At 47.9% G+C, this 20,538-nt stretch carries 13 protein-coding genes, 4 tRNA genes and 4 rRNA genes; 8 read left to right on the top strand and 13 right to left on the bottom strand.

The genetic code is table 11. The features are described 5' to 3' along the window. Positions 1-80 precede the first annotated feature (80 nt). Both R4537_RS07555 and R4537_RS07550 read right to left on the bottom strand, forming a co-directional pair. The gene (locus R4537_RS07555) at positions 81-1,169 is read right to left on the bottom strand and encodes an MJ1255/VC2487 family glycosyltransferase (protein WP_071178219.1); all 1,089 of its coding nucleotides are present in this window, start codon (positions 1,167-1,169) and stop codon (positions 81-83) included. Next, positions 1,166-1,699 carry a phosphatase PAP2 family protein gene (locus R4537_RS07550; protein ID WP_071178220.1) on the bottom strand — a complete coding sequence of 178 codons (534 nt, stop codon included), beginning with the start codon at positions 1,697-1,699 and terminating at the stop codon, positions 1,166-1,168. Before R4537_RS07550 ends, R4537_RS07555 begins: the two co-directional genes overlap by 4 nt. Before the next feature lie 381 nt (positions 1,700-2,080). On the opposite strand from R4537_RS07550, the gene leuA reads away from it, so the two are divergent. The 5 genes from leuA (at position 2,081) to R4537_RS07525 (ending at position 7,799) form a co-directional block, all read left to right on the top strand. After that, positions 2,081-3,631: a 2-isopropylmalate synthase gene (gene leuA, locus R4537_RS07545; RefSeq protein ID WP_001064845.1), complete on the top strand. Its 1,551-nt coding sequence runs from the start codon at positions 2,081-2,083 to the stop codon at positions 3,629-3,631. 105 nt (positions 3,632-3,736) lie between these two features. Then, the gene (gene leuB / locus R4537_RS07540) at positions 3,737-4,828 is read left to right on the top strand and encodes a 3-isopropylmalate dehydrogenase (RefSeq protein ID WP_071178221.1); all 1,092 of its coding nucleotides are present in this window, start codon (positions 3,737-3,739) and stop codon (positions 4,826-4,828) included. A gap of 57 nt (positions 4,829-4,885) precedes the next feature. Further along, positions 4,886-6,289, top strand: coding sequence for a 3-isopropylmalate dehydratase large subunit (gene leuC, locus R4537_RS07535; RefSeq protein ID WP_071178222.1), 1,404 nt, complete (start codon positions 4,886-4,888; stop codon positions 6,287-6,289). A 15-nt stretch (positions 6,290-6,304) separates the two neighbouring features. Beyond that, the gene (gene leuD / locus R4537_RS07530; protein ID WP_000012775.1) at positions 6,305-6,907 is read left to right on the top strand and encodes a 3-isopropylmalate dehydratase small subunit; all 603 of its coding nucleotides are present in this window, start codon (positions 6,305-6,307) and stop codon (positions 6,905-6,907) included. Positions 6,908-7,007: 100 nt separating this feature from the next. Then, positions 7,008-7,799, top strand: coding sequence for a DUF547 domain-containing protein (locus R4537_RS07525; protein WP_071178223.1), 792 nt, complete (start codon positions 7,008-7,010; stop codon positions 7,797-7,799). Between the two features lie 58 nt (positions 7,800-7,857). On the opposite strand, the gene rrf (R4537_RS07520) is transcribed toward R4537_RS07525, so the two are convergent. The 9 genes from rrf (R4537_RS07520) to R4537_RS07480 all read right to left on the bottom strand — a co-directional run bounded on the left by rrf (R4537_RS07520) (position 7,858) and on the right by R4537_RS07480 (position 15,329). Next, positions 7,858-7,973: ribosomal RNA gene (gene rrf / locus R4537_RS07520) — 5S ribosomal RNA — on the bottom strand. Between the two features lie 42 nt (positions 7,974-8,015). Next, positions 8,016-8,091: transfer RNA gene (locus R4537_RS07515), tRNA-Thr, on the bottom strand. A 48-nt stretch (positions 8,092-8,139) separates the two neighbouring features. Next, positions 8,140-8,255: ribosomal RNA gene (rrf, locus tag R4537_RS07510) — 5S ribosomal RNA — on the bottom strand. A gap of 131 nt (positions 8,256-8,386) precedes the next feature. Next, positions 8,387-11,273 (bottom strand): 23S ribosomal RNA (locus R4537_RS07505). A 301-nt stretch (positions 11,274-11,574) separates the two neighbouring features. Continuing rightward, positions 11,575-11,650 (bottom strand) — tRNA-Ala (locus R4537_RS07500). A gap of 8 nt (positions 11,651-11,658) precedes the next feature. Then, positions 11,659-11,735: transfer RNA gene (locus tag R4537_RS07495), tRNA-Ile, on the bottom strand. Between the two features lie 62 nt (positions 11,736-11,797). Then, positions 11,798-13,340, bottom strand: a 16S ribosomal RNA gene (locus R4537_RS07490). Together the 16S, 23S and 5S rRNA genes with 3 tRNA genes alongside form the textbook arrangement of a ribosomal RNA operon. 513 nt (positions 13,341-13,853) lie before the next feature. After that, a complete protein-coding gene (locus tag R4537_RS07485; RefSeq protein ID WP_071178698.1) occupies positions 13,854-15,107 on the bottom strand; it encodes a cyclic di-GMP phosphodiesterase in 1,254 nt (417 codons plus the stop codon). Positions 15,108-15,244: 137 nt separating this feature from the next. Then, positions 15,245-15,329, bottom strand: a tRNA-Leu gene (locus R4537_RS07480). 190 nt (positions 15,330-15,519) lie between these two features. Here R4537_RS07480 and R4537_RS07475 point away from each other — a divergent pair. Continuing rightward, positions 15,520-15,993 carry an RDD family protein gene (locus R4537_RS07475; RefSeq protein ID WP_001104967.1) on the top strand — a complete coding sequence of 158 codons (474 nt, stop codon included), beginning with the start codon at positions 15,520-15,522 and terminating at the stop codon, positions 15,991-15,993. Positions 15,994-16,097: 104 nt separating this feature from the next. On the opposite strand, the gene lptG is transcribed toward R4537_RS07475, so the two are convergent. Together lptG and lptF are read right to left on the bottom strand one after the other, a co-directional pair. Next, on the bottom strand, positions 16,098-17,168 hold the full coding sequence (gene lptG / locus R4537_RS07470; protein ID WP_071178699.1) for an LPS export ABC transporter permease LptG: 1,071 nt from the start codon (positions 17,166-17,168) through the stop codon (positions 16,098-16,100). 3 nt (positions 17,169-17,171) lie between these two features. Further along, complete coding sequence (lptF, locus tag R4537_RS07465; protein WP_071178700.1) at positions 17,172-18,272, bottom strand: LPS export ABC transporter permease LptF; 1,101 nt, start codon at positions 18,270-18,272, stop codon at positions 17,172-17,174. 193 nt (positions 18,273-18,465) lie between these two features. Between lptF and pepA the strand changes: the two genes are divergently transcribed. Further along, complete coding sequence (pepA, locus tag R4537_RS07460; RefSeq protein WP_000397168.1) at positions 18,466-19,977, top strand: leucyl aminopeptidase; 1,512 nt, start codon at positions 18,466-18,468, stop codon at positions 19,975-19,977. A gap of 83 nt (positions 19,978-20,060) precedes the next feature. Then, a complete protein-coding gene (locus tag R4537_RS07455) occupies positions 20,061-20,510 on the top strand; it encodes a DNA polymerase III subunit chi (protein ID WP_071178701.1) in 450 nt (149 codons plus the stop codon). The last annotated feature ends 28 nt before the right edge of the window (positions 20,511-20,538 follow it).

Genomic DNA, 20,538 nt, shown 5'->3' with positions numbered 1-20,538 from the left:
AAAAATGCATTTTTAATGGGTTTTTATTAATTATCAATTTAAACAATAGATACATCCTTTACTGAACACTAATATTCACGTCAAAAATGTTTTAACGAAGGACTCATTGGGTTAGTCAGTTCATTACCCAAAATTGCGTAACTGGGGAAATCGACTTTTTGCCAAAGTTGCTGACAAAGTACTTCACTATTTTCCCATTTCCCCTTGAGAATCCATTCAACTAAAAAGTGAGCCACATCGGGATAGATCACTCGCTCAGCCTGTTTCTCATCAAGCCACTGACGTAAGCAGGCAGGGTCAAGAAACTCCATCACACTTGCCAGCCCAAGTGTTTCAAGGGTTGCCGCATTACTCACCTGTTCAAATTGGCCAACTAATGGCTTCATTAATAATTTTTTACCTAACGCTAAAGCCTCCGAAGGCAACTCAAAACCACCACTGGTGATCACTCCGCTGCATTGGTGTAAATGATGCTGAAAATCACCATGATGCAAACGACGCAGTTCGACATTTTCCGTCAACTCGTTTTCTGGCACCTCGGGGTGATAACAAATGAAGTGAACATTGGTAAATCTATACAGTAACTCACAGATTTCATTCACATTTTCAAATGGAAGGTAGACTAATATAAAGTTCTGCTGACTCAGCGGCTGCTCCGGAGTATAAATAATGGGAGGCAAGATCGGCTGCTCAAAATGGTACCAATGTAAACCTAAATGGTACTGGGCTGGCGCAAAATGCCGCAAGATCGCTTTATCCAGCCAAGAAGCACCTTTTAATGGCACTGGATACAAGAAGGCATTCTGATGACTAATTCCAATACAGGGAATATTTTGTAATTTGGCCGCCCAAGCCGTCACTGGCTCAAAATCGTTCAAAATCAGGTCATAACCAGAAAGATCTAAGCGCTTCACCTCATTCCAAAACTGCAACAGATTATTCTTACGTAACGTTTTAACGTAATTGACGTGGCCATTTTCGGTGGCAAAGGTAAGCCCCCGTCGAGTCGCGAAATCACCAAAGCATTCCATTGAGAAATAGTTCTCAACAGGACGCCCTGAGAACAGATAATCCACATCAACTTGCTGCTGCTTAAGTGCCGCACACATGGCTCTTGAACGCGCAATATGCCCATTCCCGGTTCCTTGAACGCCATACAGTATTTTCAAATGCTTTTCTCCATTACGCTCATTGCGTAGGTTGCGCTGCCCATCCCAAGCAAAGCTCCAGCGATCACATCACTTAGAAAATGCACGCCTAATAACACTCGCGCCAAGCCAATTAAACCTGCCCAACAAAGTGCGACGGCATACCAATGAGGATAGATATAACCAATTAATGTCGCCATGACGAAGGCGGCGGCGGTATGTCCCGACGGTAAGCTGTAGCGATCGCTCGGCGTGATATAAGCCGTGACTAAGGCAGAAAGTTCTTGTGGACGTCGGCGCTGAAAACTGTTTTTAAGCAACCAATAAATCGGTAATTCAATAGCAAACGCAAGCAAGCCAACCGCGAGAAACAGCAGCCCATGAGTCTCATCTAACCACCAAGCTAGAATGCCCATCAGCGCGTAAAGATGCCCATCTCCTGTATGAGAAATTGACTTACTGAGCCTCGCGACTCGCGTATTGTACTTATGCTGTAAGCAGAGTAATGAAAAAGCTAAATCGAGTTTAGCGATCGATTCCATAGCTCGCATCACACATCCTTCCTTCTGGTGGGGTGATGCTTTGAGCTTATCGGCAGCAAATGACAGTCAGGTGAAAATTGTTTGTCGAAATAGTGACAAACGGGCACACAATTTAGTCATGCTGAATAAAAAATCAACTTTGGGGTTGACGCATTGTGTCGAGTACGGTACTAATCTGTTAACTTAATTGTGTGGATTGTTACAGATGACAATGCGTTTTTCTCTCCTGCTAGGCCTACTACTGATCGTGGAACCATCACGCGGGTAGGCTGTGGACGAAAAACACCACACAAGATAAAAGACCCGCAGCTGATGCGGGTTTTTTTATAGCCGATTTTTACAACAATATTCAGGAAGTTAGCCGTTAACTCTCAGTGCGAGGAAGCAAACATGAACAATCAGGTGATTATATTCGATACGACATTACGCGATGGAGAGCAGGCGTTGTCTGCCAGCCTGACGGTAAAAGAGAAACTGCAAATCGCCTACGCACTGGAGCGCTTAGGGGTAGATATTATCGAAGCCGGTTTCCCAGTTTCCTCTCCGGGCGATTTTGAATCGGTACAAACCATCGCTAAACACATCAAAAACAGCCGTGTTTGTGCCCTTTCGCGAGCCGTTGCGAAAGACATTGATGCAGCGGCCGAAGCCTTGAAAGTCGCCGAGGCCTTTCGTATTCACACCTTTATCTCCACATCCACTATCCATGTGCAAGACAAATTGCGCCGCAGCTATGACGATGTCGTCGAAATGGCAGTCAAAGCGGTGAAACATGCGCGTCAATATACGGATGATGTGGAGTTCTCTTGTGAAGATGCGGGCCGCACACCTATCGATAACTTATGCCGTATGGTCGAAGCTGCGATCAATGCCGGTGCGCGTACCATCAATATTCCAGATACGGTCGGCTACACAGTGCCGAGCGAATTTGGCGGCATTATTCAAACGCTGTTTAACCGAGTGCCCAATATCGATAAAGCGATCATCTCCGTTCATTGTCATGATGATTTAGGCATGTCGGTAGCTAACTCGATTGCCGCTATTCAAGCGGGAGCGCGTCAAGTAGAGGGAACCATCAACGGTATTGGCGAACGTGCGGGTAACTGCGCATTGGAAGAGATCGCGATGATCATCAAAACCCGTCAAGAGTTGCTCGGAGTAACCACAGGCATTAAACACGACGAGATCAGCCGTACCAGCAAGCTCGTCAGCCAGCTTTGCAACATGCCGATTCAAAGCAACAAAGCGATTGTCGGAGCCAATGCGTTTAGCCACTCTTCGGGCATTCACCAAGATGGCATGCTCAAAAACAAAAATACCTACGAAATCATGACTCCCGAATCGATTGGCCTCAAAAACCAAGCACTGAACCTCACTAGCCGTAGTGGGCGTGCCGCAGTGAAAAGCCATATGGATTCAATGGGCTACAACGAAAATGAATACAATTTGGATGCCTTGTATGAAGACTTCTTGAAGCTGGCAGATCGCAAAGGCCAAGTGTTTGATTACGATTTAGAGGCCTTGATGCATTTCTCTAATTTGCGTGAAGAGGATGACTTCTACAAACTCAATTACTTGAGCGTGCAATCGGGTAGCGTGATGGCCACCACCAGTATTAAGTTGCTGTGTGGCGGTGAAGAAAAATGCGAAGCCGCTGTTGGTAATGGTCCAGTCGATGCGTTATATCAGTGTATCTATCGCATCACAGGTTATGAGATTGTACTCGATAAATTCGATCTCACCGCCAAAGGCGAAGGTGAAGATGGTCTTGGTCAAGCGGATATCATCGCCAACTACAAAGGACGTAAATATCACGGTACCGGCGTCTCAACCGACATCGTTGAAGCTTCCGGTCAAGCCTTGTTGCATGTTATCAATAGCATTCATCGCGCGGATCAAATCGCCCAGATTAAACAGAAAAAAAGCGTCGCAACGGTTTAATACTCCTTAGATCTACTGAAGTTACTGCTAACCCTGAGTAGCTTCGGTATTCAAGAACCTTAGGCGACACAAACACAACTTAAAAATCGATCATAAAGGACTCGCATGACAGACAGAGATTACAAAATTGCCGTATTACCCGGCGACGGTATCGGCCCGGAAGTGATGGCACAAGCCCACAAAGTGTTGGATGCGATTGAGCAAAAACACGGCATTCGTTTCAGTCGTGAACAGCACGATGTTGGTGGTATTGCGATTGATAACCATGGTTGCCCACTGCCAGAAAGCACTCTGCGTGCCTGTGAAGACGCGGATGCGGTCTTGTTTGGCTCCGTCGGCGGACCTAAATGGGAACATCTGCCACCTAACGAACAACCTGAACGCGGTGCTTTGCTGCCACTGCGTAAGCACTTCCAACTGTTTTGTAATTTGCGCCCCGCGCAGATCCACCAAGGTCTGGAAGCCTTTTCGCCCCTACGTGCTGACATCTCTGCTCGCGGTTTCGATATTGTGGTGGTGCGTGAGCTGACTGGCGGCATTTACTTTGGTCAACCCAAAGGCCGTGAAGGTGAAGGCGCTCATGAAAAAGCGTTCGATACTGAGGTTTACCACCGTTTTGAAATTGAACGTATCGCGCGAATCGCCTTTGAGTCGGCTCGCTTGCGTCGTAAGAAAGTCTGCTCTATCGACAAAGCTAACGTGCTGCAAAGCTCAATACTGTGGCGCGAAGTGGTCAGCGAGATTGCCAAAGAGTATCCCGATGTCTCGCTTTCACACATGTACATCGATAATGCCACCATGCAACTTATCAAAGATCCAGCCCAGTTCGATGTGATGCTCTGCTCGAACATTTTTGGCGACATCCTTTCTGATGAATGCGCGATGATCACAGGCTCTATGGGCATGCTCCCCTCGGCCAGTATGAATGAGAGCAAGTTTGGCTTGTACGAACCTGCAGGCGGCAGCGCGCCAGATATCGCAGGCAAAAACATCGCCAACCCTGTCGCGCAGATCTTATCTGCGGCGCTCATGCTGCGTTACAGCTTGGGTGAAGAAGCGGCAGCGCGTGATATTGAAAACGCGGTTAGCCAAGCACTAGCAGCAGGTGAACTGACGGCGGATCTCGCAGGCAATAAACCAGCCCTATCGACCTCAGCAATGGGCGATAAAATCGCAAGCTATATTTTGAATTCATAAGTTTGAGAGTGGGGTTACCCCACTCCTCTTTAGCTCACTGAGCTCAAGGAAGAAGCAATGTCAAAAGCCAAAACTCTTTACGAAAAAATTTACGATGCCCATGTGGTGGTTGCCGCACCGGGTGAAACGCCGATTTTGTACATCGACCGTCATCTAGTCCATGAAGTGACCTCTCCACAAGCCTTTGATGGCTTGCGTGAAAAAGGTCGCCCGGTACGCCAAGTTAGCAAAACTTTTGCGACCATGGATCACAACGTCTCCACCACTACTAAAGACATCAATGCCTCAGGTGAAATGGCGCGCATCCAGATGCAAACGCTTTCCAAAAACTGCGAAGAGTTTGGCGTCACGCTGTACGACATTAACCACAAGTACCAAGGCATTGTGCATGTGATGGGACCTGAGCTTGGTATTACCCTACCCGGTATGACGATTGTATGTGGCGATTCACACACCGCAACTCACGGTGCATTCGGCTCGCTTGCCTTTGGGATCGGCACCTCAGAAGTAGAACACGTACTGGCCACTCAAACCCTAAAGCAAGGCCGCGCTAAAACGATGAAAATCGAAGTGCGTGGAAAAGTGACTCCCGGCATCACCGCTAAAGACATCGTACTGGCGATCATTGGTAAAACAACTGCCGCTGGCGGTACAGGCTATGTCGTGGAATTTTGTGGCGAAGCGATTCGCGATCTCTCCATGGAAGGTCGCATGACCGTGTGTAACATGGCGATTGAACTTGGTGCGAAAGCAGGCTTGATTGCCCCTGATGCAACTACGTTCAACTACATCAAAGGCCGCAAATTTGCCCCACAAGGCAGTGATTGGGATGCTGCTGTCGACTATTGGCAAACCTTAAAAACCGATGAGGATGCACAGTTCGATGCCGTCGTGACGCTTGAAGCCAGTGAAATCAAACCGCAAGTGACTTGGGGTACCAACCCAGGCCAAGTGATTGCCGTTGATGAGCCAATCCCATCACCTAGCCAGTTTGCCGATCCTGTTGAACGCAGCTCAGCAGAAAAAGCTCTGGCTTATATGGGACTTGAAGCCGGCAAAATGCTCTCCGATTATAAGGTCGATAAAGTGTTCGTCGGTTCATGCACTAACTCGCGTATCGAAGATATGCGCGCTGCAGCAGCGGTAGCCAAAGGGAAAAAAGTCGCCTCTCATGTCCAAGCATTGATCGTGCCCGGATCCGAACAAGTAAAATCGCAAGCCGAAGCGGAAGGTTTAGATAAGATCTTTATTGAAGCAGGGTTTGAATGGCGCTTACCGGGTTGCTCAATGTGTTTAGCCATGAACAATGACCGCTTAGGGCCTGGAGAGCGCTGCGCATCTACCTCAAACCGCAACTTTGAGGGACGTCAGGGACGTGATGGTCGCACTCATTTAGTTAGCCCAGCAATGGCAGCCGCCGCGGCGATTGCAGGTCACTTCGTCGATATTCGTCAGTTTTAATTCAAGGAGAACCCCATGTCAGGATTTCAGCAACACACCGGCTTAGTCGTTCCTCTTGATGCCGCCAACGTCGATACCGACGCGATCATTCCAAAGCAGTTTTTGCAAAAAGTGAATCGCACTGGCTTTGGCAAACATCTGTTCCACGACTGGCGATTTTTGGACGATGCAGGTGAAAAAGCCAACCCAGAATTTGTGATGAACCAACCTCGCTACCAAGGCGCTAGCATTTTGCTCGCAAGAGAGAACTTTGGTTGCGGCTCCTCGCGCGAACACGCACCTTGGGCATTAGCGGATTACGGCATCAGAGTCATGATTGCCCCAAGCTTTGCCGATATTTTCTATGGTAACTCGATCAACAACCAGATGGTGCCCGTTCGTTTAACCGAGCAAGAAGTGGATGAACTCTTTAGCTATGTTCATGATACGGAAGGTGCAACGATTACCGTCGATTTAGAAGCGCTGAGCGTAACCGCGAATGGTAAAACCTACCATTTCGAGATTGACGATTTCCGTCGCCATTGTCTACTCAATGGCTTAGACAATATCGGCCTGACTCTACAGCACGAAGCAAAAATTGCGGAGTATGAAGCCAAGATACCGAGCTTCTTAAAATAAGCATTTCTAGGCTGCCAAATGGCAGCCTTTTTTATCGCGAAAGAAAATGCGTTGCCATCGGGTCTAGCTAATCACAATCTCACGATAAGGTTACTCTGATATGAAAACACTCTTCGCTTTCTGTCTTCTGATTTTTTCCAACATAGTATACGCAGCGCCAAAGGCGGAGCTTTGGGCTTATTGGCAAGCGAGCAACGACAGTAATACGGAAAGCATCTCTCACCAAGCTTGGCAAAGCATCCTCGATCGCAACCTTGTTCAAGTGGGAGAGAACGCCCTCTTTCGTTATGCAGAAGTAACAAAGGAGGATAAAACGCTACTCAACGATTACTTAGATCAACTTTCAAAATTGGATCCAAGAGAATTTAACCGCCAAGAGCAGTATGCTTATTGGGTTAATCTCTACAACGCTCTGACAGTGAAATTAATTCTGGATAACTACCCAGTCGCGTCCATTACCAAACTAGGCGGCTTATTCAGTTTTGGACCGTGGGATGAGAAAGTTTTTACTGTGGCAGGACAAACCCTAACCCTCAATGATATCGAGCACCGAATTTTGCGCCCTATCTGGAAGGATCCACGAACCCATTATGCGGTCAATTGTGCCAGCTTAGGCTGCCCAAATCTGCAATCCCAAGCTTTTACTGCACAAAACACAGAACAACTACTTAGTAACGCAGCACATACCTTTATCAACAGCAGTAAGGGAGCAAAATTGAACAATGACACCTTAATTCTCTCCTCTATTTATGACTGGTTTACCGTTGATTTTGGTAATAAAGAAGATCTTCTTATTCACCTTGCGCAGTATCTTCCTGAGCTATCCCTTTATTCAGGCAACATCGACTATCAATATGATTGGAAACTGAACGATGCGAAAGAAAAGAAATAATACAGAAAAGTGAAATAGCAAAAAGCCGCTGTATCTCTACAGCGGCTTCGTAAATCAAGCCTGGCGATGTCCTACTCTCACATGGGGAAACCCCACACTACCATCGGCGCTACTTCGTTTCACTTCTGAGTTCGGGATGGAATCAGGTGGGTCCAAAGTGCTATGGTCGCCAAACAAATTTTGTGATCTCAGCTTTGAGCTAAGCATCGAAATAGATGGTGCTGATACCCAGAATCGAACTGGGGACCTCATCCTTACCAAGGATGCGCTCTACCGACTGAGCCATATCAGCACACAAAAATTTAAAACACGTTATAAGTAACGTGTTTTGTAAATTAAAGCCTGGCGATGTTCTACTCTCACATGGGGAGACCCCACACTACCATCGACGCTGTTTCGTTTCACTTCTGAGTTCGGGATGGAGTCAGGTGGGTCCAAAACGCTATGGTCGCCAAGCAAAATTCTTTTTTGATTTCACTTTTTCTTAAAAAGTGATAACCAACAATTCTGGAAAGCTGTCTTCATTCTCTCACACACATTCTTATGCGCTTAGCTTTGAGTCCACTACAAAACCCCTTGGGTGTTGTATGGTTAAGCCTCACGGGCAATTAGTACAGGTTAGCTCAACGCCTCACAACGCTTACACACCCTGCCTATCAACGTTCTAGTCTCGAACAACCCTTTAGGACAGTTAAACTGTCAGGGAAGACTCATCTCAGGGCTCGCTTCGCGCTTAGATGCTTTCAGCGCTTATCAATTCCGAACTTAGCTACCGGGCAATGCGTCTGGCGACACAACCCGAACACCAGAGGTTCGTCCACTCCGGTCCTCTCGTACTAGGAGCAGCCCCCTTCAATCTTCCAACGCCCACGGCAGATAGGGACCGAACTGTCTCACGACGTTCTAAACCCAGCTCGCGTACCACTTTAAATGGCGAACAGCCATACCCTTGGGACCGACTTCAGCCCCAGGATGTGATGAGCCGACATCGAGGTGCCAAACACCGCCGTCGATATGAACTCTTGGGCGGTATCAGCCTGTTATCCCCGGAGTACCTTTTATCCGTTGAGCGATGGCCCTTCCATACAGAACCACCGGATCACTATGACCTGCTTTCGCACCTGCTCGAACCGTCATTCTCGCAGTTAAGCGGGCTTATGCCATTGCACTAACCTCACGATGTCCAACCGTGATTAGCCCACCTTCGTGCTCCTCCGTTACTCTTTGGGAGGAGACCGCCCCAGTCAAACTACCCACCAGGCACTGTCCTCACCCCAGATAATGGGGCTAAGTTAGAACATCAAACATACAAGGGTGGTATTTCAAGGACGGCTCCAACGCAACTAGCGTCACGTCTTCATAGCCTCCCACCTATCCTACACATGTAGGTTCAATGTTCAGTGCCAAGCTGTAGTAAAGGTTCACGGGGTCTTTCCGTCTAGCCGCGGGTACACTGCATCTTCACAGCGATTTCAATTTCACTGAGTCTCGGGTGGAGACAGCGTGGCCATCATTACGCCATTCGTGCAGGTCGGAACTTACCCGACAAGGAATTTCGCTACCTTAGGACCGTTATAGTTACGGCCGCCGTTTACCGGGGCTTCGATCAAGAGCTTCGCTTGCGCTAACCCCATCAATTAACCTTCCGGCACCGGGCAGGCGTCACACCGTATACGTCATCTTGCGATTTTGCACAGTGCTGTGTTTTTAATAAACAGTTGCAGCCACCTGGTATCTGCGACTCTCGTCAGCTCCATCCGCAAGGGACTTCACCATCAAGAGCGTACCTTCTCCCGAAGTTACGGTACCATTTTGCCTAGTTCCTTCACCCGAGTTCTCTCAAGCGCCTTGGTATTCTCTACCCGACCACCTGTGTCGGTTTGGGGTACGATTCCTGACTATCTGAAGCTTAGAGGCTTTTCCTGGAAGCATGGCATCAATGACTTCACTGCCGTAGCAGCTCGACGTCGTGTCTCAGCCTTAGAAAGAGCCGGATTTACCTAACTCTTAAGCCTACGCACTTGAACCAGGACAACCGTCGCCTGGCCCACCTAGCCTTCTCCGTCCCCCCATCGCAATAGTCAGAAGTACGGGAATATTAACCCGTTTCCCATCGATTACGCCTTTCGGCCTCACCTTAGGGGTCGACTCACCCTGCCCCGATTAACGTTGGACAGGAACCCTTGGTCTTCCGGCGAGGAGGTTTTTCACCCCCTTTGTCGTTACTCATGTCAGCATTCGCACTTCTGATACCTCCAGCAGCCCTTACAGACCACCTTCAACGGCTTACAGAACGCTCCCCTACCCAATATCTAAAAGATATTGCCGCAGCTTCGGTGTATTGCTTAGCCCCGTTACATCTTCCGCGCAGGCCGACTCGACTAGTGAGCTATTACGCTTTCTTTAAATGATGGCTGCTTCTAAGCCAACATCCTAGCTGTCTGAGCCTTCCCACATCGTTTCCCACTTAGCAATACTTTGGGACCTTAGCTGGCGGTCTGGGTTGTTTCCCTCTCCACGACGGACGTTAGCACCCGCCGTGTGTCTCCCGGATAGTACTTACTGGTATTCGGAGTTTGCAAAGGGTTGGTAAGTCGGGATGACCCCCTAGCCTTAACAGTGCTCTACCCCCAGTAGTATTCGTCCGAGGCGCTACCTAAATAGCTTTCGGGGAGAACCAGCTATCTCCGAGTTTGATTGGCCTTTCACCCCTAGCCACAAGTCATCCGCTAATTTTTCAACATTAGTCGGTTCGGTCCTCCAGTTGATGTTACTCAACCTTCAACCTGCCCATGGCTAGATCACCCGGTTTCGGGTCTATATCCAGAGACTGAGCGCCCAGTTAAGACTCGCTTTCGCTACGGCTCCCCTATACGGTTAACCTTGCCACTGAATATAAGTCGCTGACCCATTATACAAAAGGTACGCAGTCACACCACGAAGGTGCTCCTACTGCTTGTACGTACACGGTTTCAGGTTCTATTTCACTCCCCTCACAGGGGTTCTTTTCGCCTTTCCCTCACGGTACTGGTTCACTATCGGTCAGTCAGGAGTATTTAGCCTTGGAGGATGGTCCCCCCATATTCAGACAGGATATCACGTGTCCCGCCCTACTCGATTTCACGCTCGATGAAGCGTCGGTTACGGGGCTATCACCCTGTATCGCCAAGCTTTCCAGCTTGTTCACCTACTTCACCGAGTGCTTAAGGGCTAATCCAGGTTCGCTCGCCGCTACTACCGGAATCTCGGTTGATTTCTTCTCCTCGGGGTACTTAGATGTTTCAGTTCCCCCGGTTTGCTCTGTTAACCTATGTATTCAGTTAACAGTAACTGCTTATGCAGTTGGGTTTCCCCATTCGGAAATCGCAGACTCAAACGGCTCTTACTGCCTTATCTGCGCTTATCGCAAGTTAGTACGTCCTTCATCGCCTCTGACTGCCTAGGCATCCACCGTGTACGCTTAGTCACTTAACCATACAACCCGAAGGAGTTTCGGATTGTTGTTTAAACAACCTAAGTTGTCTCGCGTTTAATTTACATGAGTGCGAGACAGATTTTGCCGGACTCAAATTTGAACAAGACCGAAGTCTTATTCGATACCAAGCACACTTGAATGTGTTGTTGGTGTTTATCTTTCGATAAACATTGAGAACTTTACAAACAACAATAAATTGTTGTTTTGTCAGCTTTCCAAATTGTTAAAGAGCAAGATTCCCTTTCTATTTAAAGAAAAGATGAACCATTTTTAAACATTCTCAGCGAAAACGCTTAAAGATGGTGGAGTTATGCGGGATCGAACCGCAGACCTCCTGCGTGCAAGGCAGGCGCTCTCCCAGCTGAGCTATAACCCCATCGTTAGTGGTGGGTCTGAGTGGACTCGAACCACCGACCTTACGCTTATCAGGCGTACGCTCTAACCACCTGAGCTACAGACCCACTTAATGCTCAAATCTAAACCGAATCAATCTGTGTGGACACTCATCACGATAATCATCGTGTAAGGAGGTGATCCAGCGCCAGGTTCCCCTAGCGCTACCTTGTTACGACTTCACCCCAGTCATGAACCACAAAGTGGCAAGCGTCCTCCCGAAGGTTAAACTACCTGCTTCTTTTGCAGCCCACTCCCATGGTGTGACGGGCGGTGTGTACAAGGCCCGGGAACGTATTCACCGCAACATTCTGATTTGCGATTACTAGCGATTCCGACTTCATGGAGTCGAGTTGCAGACTCCAATCCGGACTACGACGTACTTTGTGAGATTCGCTCCACCTCGCGGTATCGCTGCCCTCTGTATACGCCATTGTAGCACGTGTGTAGCCCTACTCGTAAGGGCCATGATGACTTGACGTCGTCCCCACCTTCCTCCGGTTTATCACCGGCAGTCTCCCTGGAGTTCCCACCATTACGTGCTGGCAAACAAGGATAAGGGTTGCGCTCGTTGCGGGACTTAACCCAACATTTCACAACACGAGCTGACGACAGCCATGCAGCACCTGTCTCAGAGCTCCCGAAGGCACTCCCGCGTCTCCGCAGGATTCTCTGGATGTCAAGAGTAGGTAAGGTTCTTCGCGTTGCATCGAATTAAACCACATGCTCCACCGCTTGTGCGGGCCCCCGTCAATTCATTTGAGTTTTAATCTTGCGACCGTACTCCCCAGGCGGTCTACTTAACGCGTTAGCTCCGAAAGCCACGACTCTAGGTCACAACCTCCAAGTAGACATCGTTTACGGCGTGGACTACCAGGGTATCTAATCCTGTTTGCTCCCCACGCTTTCGCATCTGAGTGTCAGTATCTGTCCAGGGGGCCGCCTTCGCCACCGGTATTCCTTCAGATCTCTACGCATTTCACCGCTACACCTGAAATTCTACCCCCCTCTACAGTACTCTAGCTTGTCAGTTTCAAATGCAACTCCTAGGTTGAGCCCAGGGCTTTCACATCTGACTTAACAAACCACCTGCATGCGCTTTACGCCCAGTAATTCCGATTAACGCTTGCACCCTCCGTATTACCGCGGCTGCTGGCACGGAGTTAGCCGGTGCTTCTTCTGTAGGTAACGTCAAATGATTAAGGTATTAACTTAACCACCTTCCTCCCTACTGAAAGTACTTTACAACCCGAAGGCCTTCTTCATACACGCGGCATGGCTGCATCAGGCTTGCGCCCATTGTGCAATATTCCCCACTGCTGCCTCCCGTAGGAGTCTGGACCGTGTCTCAGTTCCAGTGTGGCTGATCATCCTCTCAGACCAGCTAGGGATCGTCGCCTTGGTGAGCCCTTACCTCACCAACTAGCTAATCCCACCTGGGCATATCCGGTAGCGCAAGGCCCGAAGGTCCCCTGCTTTGCTCTTACGAGGTTATGCGGTATTAGCCATCGTTTCCAATGGTTATCCCCCTCTACCGGGCAATTTCCCAGGCATTACTCACCCGTCCGCCGCTCGCCACCCAAGGAACAAGTTCCTCTGTGCTGCCGCTCGACTTGCATGTGTTAGGCCTGCCGCCAGCGTTCAATCTGAGCCATGATCAAACTCTTCAATTAAAAGTTTTGTGAAGCTTTCGCTTCGGCTCAATGAATACTGATTACATTCTTTGCTTAATAAAAAGCGAAGTAATGTTGAATCGACTGTGCTGAATGATTGCTCATTCAAATGGTCACTCAGTTCATTGATAAATCTTTTTTGATTATCATCAACGAGTGCCCACACAGATTGATTGGTTTATATTGTTAAAGAGCGTTTTGCTTCGGTTTTCTTACCGAAGAGGCTGTGCATTCTAGCGAGATAATTGTCAGAGTCAAACTCTTTTTTCAATTTCTTTATCAAAGCATTTTCGCCTAACTGACTAGCCCTGAGGCCTTGCGGCGTATGCCGTGTCAGTGAGGGCGCATTATAGGGAGCTACTTTTTTTATGCAAGCCCCTAATCATAAATTTTTCTTAAAATACGCTCGTTCGAACACAAAACCGACAAGACGTTTATTTATCACTCTTTCTCTCATAAAAATGACGCGATTTAAGCGCCATTCAATCTCAAAATGCTCTAGAAGGATCTCTTTTACTCTTCGCTGTCAAAGAAGTATGAGATCCGTGAACGCGGGTTAAGATAATCACGAACCTTATCAGGTAATTTGTTCGGTAAAATGGCATTGACGATTTTCAGATCTCGGTCTGCAAGATCAATTATCGGCGCATGAGAACGCGGGACTGAGGGATCATAAATCAGTACATTCGGATACAAGAGGCTACTTGCATTCACTGAAATGACTAACCCCACCATATCATTAGAGAGCTGTACGACAGTTCCTGGTGGGAACACCCCCATGAACTTAACTAAGATGCCTAAATTCTCCGCGTTATAAAAATGCTTACAATTCTTAAATAGATGAGACAAAGCAACGTACGGGATCTTTTGTTCCGAAGGAATATTGGGGTGGCAAAGATTGTCGAACGCGTTCGCTACCGCCACAATCTGCGCAAGCTCATCAATATCATCCCCTTTTAGGCCGAGTGGATAGCCCGAACCATCTCGCAGTTCGTGATGTTGTTCGATGACGCGTTTAGCACTTTCAGGAAACGTTTCTATATTATCGGCCAACTCTATGCCGTATTTGGTATGCAGCCGTAAGTAGTTTTCTTCCGGTTCCGTTAATGGGGTCTTTTTACGAACGATCGCCGTTGGCACTCTCACTTTGCCTATGTCATGAAATAGCGCCGCAAAAGCCAACTCTTTGATTCTTTCTGCAGGCAAGCCTCTAGCTTTACCTATCATCATGGCAATCACTGACACATTTAAAGAGTGAAAATAGATATCTTCAAATTCACTTTTGCTGTTCATTAAATGCAAGGTGACATTATCATCACTCATCAATTTATCGACGATATCATCGACCAATATGATGGCTTTCCCGACAGCATCTAAAGGGCGGTTACGAATTTTATTCACTACCGCACGCATACGAGCAAGAGAACGTTCAAACTCTTTCTCACAAGTTTGTACTCGACGTCGATATTCGTTGAGCTTCTCTATCCGCGTTTGCTTTTCCTGCCATAGCTTTTCCGCTTCACTATCAACCGGAGGTAGAGCCTCTTCTGGAGTTGCCTCTTCAACGCTTGGCGGTAAAGGCTGGCTATCGCTTAATCCCGGATTGAGAAAAGCGTGCTGAATACCAAGATGCTTGATCAGTTGGATCTGCTCTTGTGATTTGATCTTAAAGCTATTGAATAGGAAGGGATGTTCATTCCATTTGACAGGCAACCGAATGTAGAGCCCGGGTTGCAATCTATCTACCGTGATTTTAATGCTTGCCACAATCTTGATTACATCTGAGTGAATAACCCGAATATGATAGAAGAAGTTATTGCTATGAAGGTTGTTAGATCACGAAAGCGGATCTGAATATGACAGATAGCAAAAAGCCGACTCATTGAGTCGGATTCTTTAAATTATGGTACCGATGGACGGACTTGAACCGTCACTCCCGAAGGAAACGGATTTTGAATCCGTCGTGTCTACCAATTTCACCACATCGGCATCTAGGCTGTTGCCCTTTGATGGAACGCATTATACGTAAGAAGTCGAAGCACGCAATAGCAAAAGATTGAAAATAAAATCGTTTGCCGATTATTTCACCACAAAGCCTTAAGCTGTGCGTTAGCTCTCTTTCTTTCGGATTTTGCACTGGCTATGCTTGGCCTCTTTCAAGTAACCAAGAATGATAATGATGAACTACGCGACACTTCCTCCGGCTGGTTTTTTTCGGCGTTTAGGGGCATGGACTTACGACGCACTGATCGTAATGGCGATTCTAATGATGGCTGGCGGCGTAGTCGTCGCAGTGCTTGAAGCTTTGGTGGCTGCGGGGCTCATGAGCTACGCACCGTATCAAGATGCGAGCGATCTTCTCTCTTCTCATCCGATTTGGAGTCCAGTGTATACCGTTTATCTTGCCTTGGTTTGGATCTATTTCTTTGTTTACTTCTGGACTCGCGGCGGACAAACGCTAGGTATGCGCGCATGGAAAATGCACATTTGCACCGAGGAAGGTCACCACATCTCAGCCACACAAGCGCTGATCCGTCTAGCCACATCGGGATTTGGGCTCGCCAACTTGACTGTGTTGTTTGATACGAAAAAACGTGGCTTTCACGATATCTGGGCTAAAACAAAGGTCGTTGTATTACCGAAAGCCAATTAACTCGCTTCGATAAGCAATATAGAAAGAGGAAGGTATTCACCTTCCTCTTTTGATTTTGAGATTATCATTCTGACCAAAATGAGATTTTTGGGGGACATTGGGGGTTATAGCTTTCTGCCTAATAAACCTAAAGCGATGGCCAAGAAAACTAAGCTTGGCGCTAGCGCACCAAATAATGGCGGTAATCCATACACCAAACTGAGTGGACCAAAGAACTCACTTGAGATGTAGAAAGTAAATCCAGCAATGACGCCAGATAAAATCCGCGCCCCCATGGTGACGCTACGCAATGGGCCAAAAATGAACGACAGCGCCATCAACATCATCACCGCAATTGAGATCGGCTGAGTCACTTTGCGCCACAAAGCCAGCTCATAACGCGATGGGTCTTGCTCTGATGCTTTTAAGTAATGCACGTAATCACTTAAGCCAGTGAGAGATAGCTCTTCCGGCTTAACCGTCACTACGGCAAGTTTGTCTGGAGCAAGGGAGGTTCGCCAACGGTACTCAGGCAACGATTCTTTGCTGATCTCGATGTCATTCACCAAACGGGTCAATACTGCATCTTTCATCAGCCATTCATTGTTGCCAACGTAATCGACCTGCTCAGAAAAAATCACCGTACTCAGCTTTTTATTCTCGTCAAAGCGCCACAGATTCAATCCATACAACTGTTCGTTTTCAACTTTAGCGATAAAGATAAAATCATTCGCATCCCGTGCCCAAACCCCAGTACGTACCGACATAATCGCACCACCCGAGGTGGCAAATGCGCGCATATCACGTGCCAGTTTTTGCGCTTGTGGTGCGCCCCACTCTCCGAGCAAGGTAACAATAATCATCAGTGGAATGGCGGTTTTAAGGACTGAAAGGCCGATATCAAGCTTAGAAAACCCAGCAGCCTGCATCACCACCAATTCAGAGCTGGAAGCCAAAGCACCCAAACCGATCAAAGCCCCTAGCAGAGCAGCCATCGGGAAAAACATTTCCACATCACGAGGAATACTCAGCACCACAAACAGCAAGGCTTGCAATAAATCGTAACTTCCCTCACCCACTTTACGGAGCTGCTCAACATATTTGATGATGCCAGAGAGGCCAACAAAGGTAACCAGTACCAAGGCTGTCGTAGCAACAATAGTGCGGCCGATATACCAATCAAGAATTTTAAACACGACTTAAGCTACCTTTCTCTGTTTCCATCGATCTTTAAAACGGCGCACAGGAATGCTATCCAAGGTATTGACCATCAGCGCAGCCAACAGCAGTGCGGCATTAATTGGCCACAAGCCAATGATAACTGGCAGTGAACCGTCTTCAATCGCTGATTTGGTCGCACTGAGCGCAAGGAAATAAGTCAAATAGATCAAAATAGCGGGTCCCATTTTGGCAAAACGTCCTTGACGAGGGTTTACCGCGGAAAGAGGGACCACCAACATAGTCAACAGTGGAATACACACTACGAGAGAGATTCGCCATTGTAATTCGGCTTGTGCTCGGCGATCGGCATCATTGAGCAAGCTTAAGGTTGGCAGAGCTTCCCAATCACGTTCAGCAGATTTCACTTCACGTTGGCCGATCAAACCGTCGTAAGAGTCGAAGTTAGTGATCATGTAGTCGACTCGGGTAGGTACGCCTTCATAGCGAGTACCGTCGTAGAGAGTAATGATCTGACGGCCATCACTCAGCTCTTTCACATCGCCAGAGTGAGAAAACATCACGCTTGGCAAAATCGAATCTCGCGGTGCTAACTGTGCTACAAAAACGTTATATAGCTTACGATTTTCAATATTGTCGATGAACACCACCGAGGAGCCATCAGGCGAGCGTTGGAAGTGGCCCTTTTGCAGCAGATCGACACTGTTTTCTGCCGCAAACTGCTCCATTAAATGAGCTTCTTTATCTTGGCTCCAAGGTGCAAGCCAAAGCGCGTTAAAAGCCGCCACTGAAGCTGTAATCAAAGCTAAATATAAGGCGGCGCGGATCAAAAACTTGTTACCGATCCCAGTCGCATTCATGACGGTTATCTCACTCTCCGCATACAAACGGCCGAAAGTAAGCAGAATACCGATGTACAGGCTAAGTGGCAGCATTAATAAGCCCATCGCCGGCATATTCAATCCAACGATGGATAAGATCATGCTGGTAGGAATTTCACCGTCAGAGGCCTCTGCCAAAACACGGATAAATTTTTGGCTGAGAAACACTAAAAACAGCACGAAAAAGATCGCAAACTGGCTTTTTATTGTTTCTCTGATCAAATATCTAACAATAATCACGCTGAAATTACCTATGCAAAACTTGTTTTTTTGATTGAATCACTATAATTTCCCGATGAACCTTTTATTTTTTGAATAATTTCGCTAACGGTTAGGTTGCGCATGCAAAAGGTCGATCCTTCATGGGATCCAGCAAGTAAGAGCGCATTATCTACCATTTAGTTCTATTTGTCTTCAGGATGTAGGAGTACGCATGGAGTTCAGTGTTAAGAGTGGCAGCCCTGAGAAACAGCGCAGCGCATGTATCGTTGTTGGGGTGTTTGAACCACGTCGCCTTTCTCCAGTCGCAGAACAGCTTGATAAAATCAGCGACGGCTATATTAGTTCACTGCTACGTCGCGGTGATCTAGAGGGTAAACCGGGGCAGATGCTACTGCTGCATCAAGTACCTGGTGTGTTGTCTGAGCGAGTACTGCTCGTCGGTTGCGGTAAAGAACGCGAACTGGGTGAACGTCAGTACAAAGAGATCATTCAGAAAACCATTAACACCCTAAATGAAACGGGCTCTATGGAAGCGGTCTGCTTCTTGACCGAACTGCATGTCAAAGGTCGCGATACCTATTGGAAAGTGCGTCAGGCGGTAGAAGCCACCAAAGATGGTCTGTACATCTTTGATCAATTCAAGAGCGTGAAACCGGAAATTCGCCGCCCACTGCGTAAATTGGTATTTAACGTTCCCACTCGCCGTGAACTGAATCTTGGCGAACGCGCGATTGCCCATGGTCTAGCTATTTCATCCGGTGTAAAAGCTTGTAAAGATTTGGGCAATATGCCGCCCAATATTGCTAACCCCGCTTACCTCGCCTCTCAAGCTCGTCGTCTGGCTGACGATTACGAGAGCATCACCACCAAAATCATTGGTGAAGAAGAGATGGAAAAGCTCGGCATGGCCTCTTATCTTGCGGTCGGTCGTGGCTCACGCAATGAATCCATGATGTCGGTCATCGAATACAAAGGCAATCCAGATCCTGAAGCCAAACCAATCGTACTAGTGGGTAAAGGTCTGACTTTTGACTCAGGCGGTATCTCACTCAAACCGGGTGAAGGTATGGATGAGATGAAGTACGACATGTGTGGCGCCGCATCTGTTTTCGGCACCATGAAAGCGATTGCCAAACTCGGGCTACCACTCAATGTGATTGGTGTTTTGGCTGGCTGTGAAAACATGCCAGGCAGCAATGCTTACCGTCCGGGTGATATTCTGACGACGATGTCAGGTCAAACCGTGGAAGTGTTAAACACCGATGCCGAAGGTCGTTTAGTACTGTGTGACGTACTGACTTACGTTGAGCGCTTTGAGCCTGAATGTGTGGTCGATGTAGCCACGCTAACCGGTGCGTGTGTGATTGCTTTAGGCCATCACATCAGTGCGGTGATGTCGAATCACAACCCGCTGGCACATGAGTTGGTGAATGCTTCTGAGCAGTCGAGCGATCGCGCATGGCGTCTGCCACTGGCTGATGAATACCATGAGCAGCTCAAGAGCCCGTTTGCTGATATGGCCAACATTGGTGGCCGCCCAGGTGGCGCCATTACTGCAGCTTGTTTCCTGTCTAAATTTGCTAAGAAATACAACTGGGCACACTTAGACATCGCGGGTACTGCGTGGAAATCGGGGGCCGCGAAAGGATCAACCGGTCGTCCTGTCTCGCTACTGGTCCAATTCCTGCTTAATCGCAGCGGTGGCCTAGACGCTGAAGAGTAATCGCAAAAGGGCCTTCGGGCCCTTTTTCATTACTAGACCTCAACTACAGCCACAGGCGTGGTGATTGTTTGCAAGAGACCAAGATGCCTACCGCAACTTTTTACCTGATTTCCCCAGATTCTGCTCAAGCAACGCCAGAAGGCTTCGCGCAGTATGTGCTGTATTTGACGCGTCACTTTGCCGCGCAAGGCGCACGCATTTATCTGCAATGCCAAGATAAACCACACGCCGAGCAGCTAGCTGAGCGATTTTGGCAAGTCGAGCCCGAACAGTTTTTAGCGCACAATCTGGTCGGTGAAGGCCCCAAATCTGGCACCGCGATTGAGATAGGTTATGTGGGCGTTTCCCCCTCTTGGAATCGTCAACTGGCAATAAATTTGGCGGATAATCAGACAACCTTTGCGCGTACCTTTACCGAGGTGGTAGACTTCGTGCCCTGCGCAGAAAATGCCAAGCAGCTGGCGCGCGAGCGGTATAAACTCTATCGACAAGCGGGTTATCAGCTGCAAACTGTTGAGATTCAGTATCCATAACCGTCCATCCTTATAGTTAAGCTCTCTT

The organism is Vibrio paracholerae, from assembly GCF_037672085.1.
GTDB lineage: Bacteria > Pseudomonadota > Gammaproteobacteria > Enterobacterales > Vibrionaceae > Vibrio > Vibrio cholerae.
The sequence above is the reverse complement of the archived record's forward strand: the minus strand, read 5'-3'. Positions and strand labels throughout refer to the sequence as shown.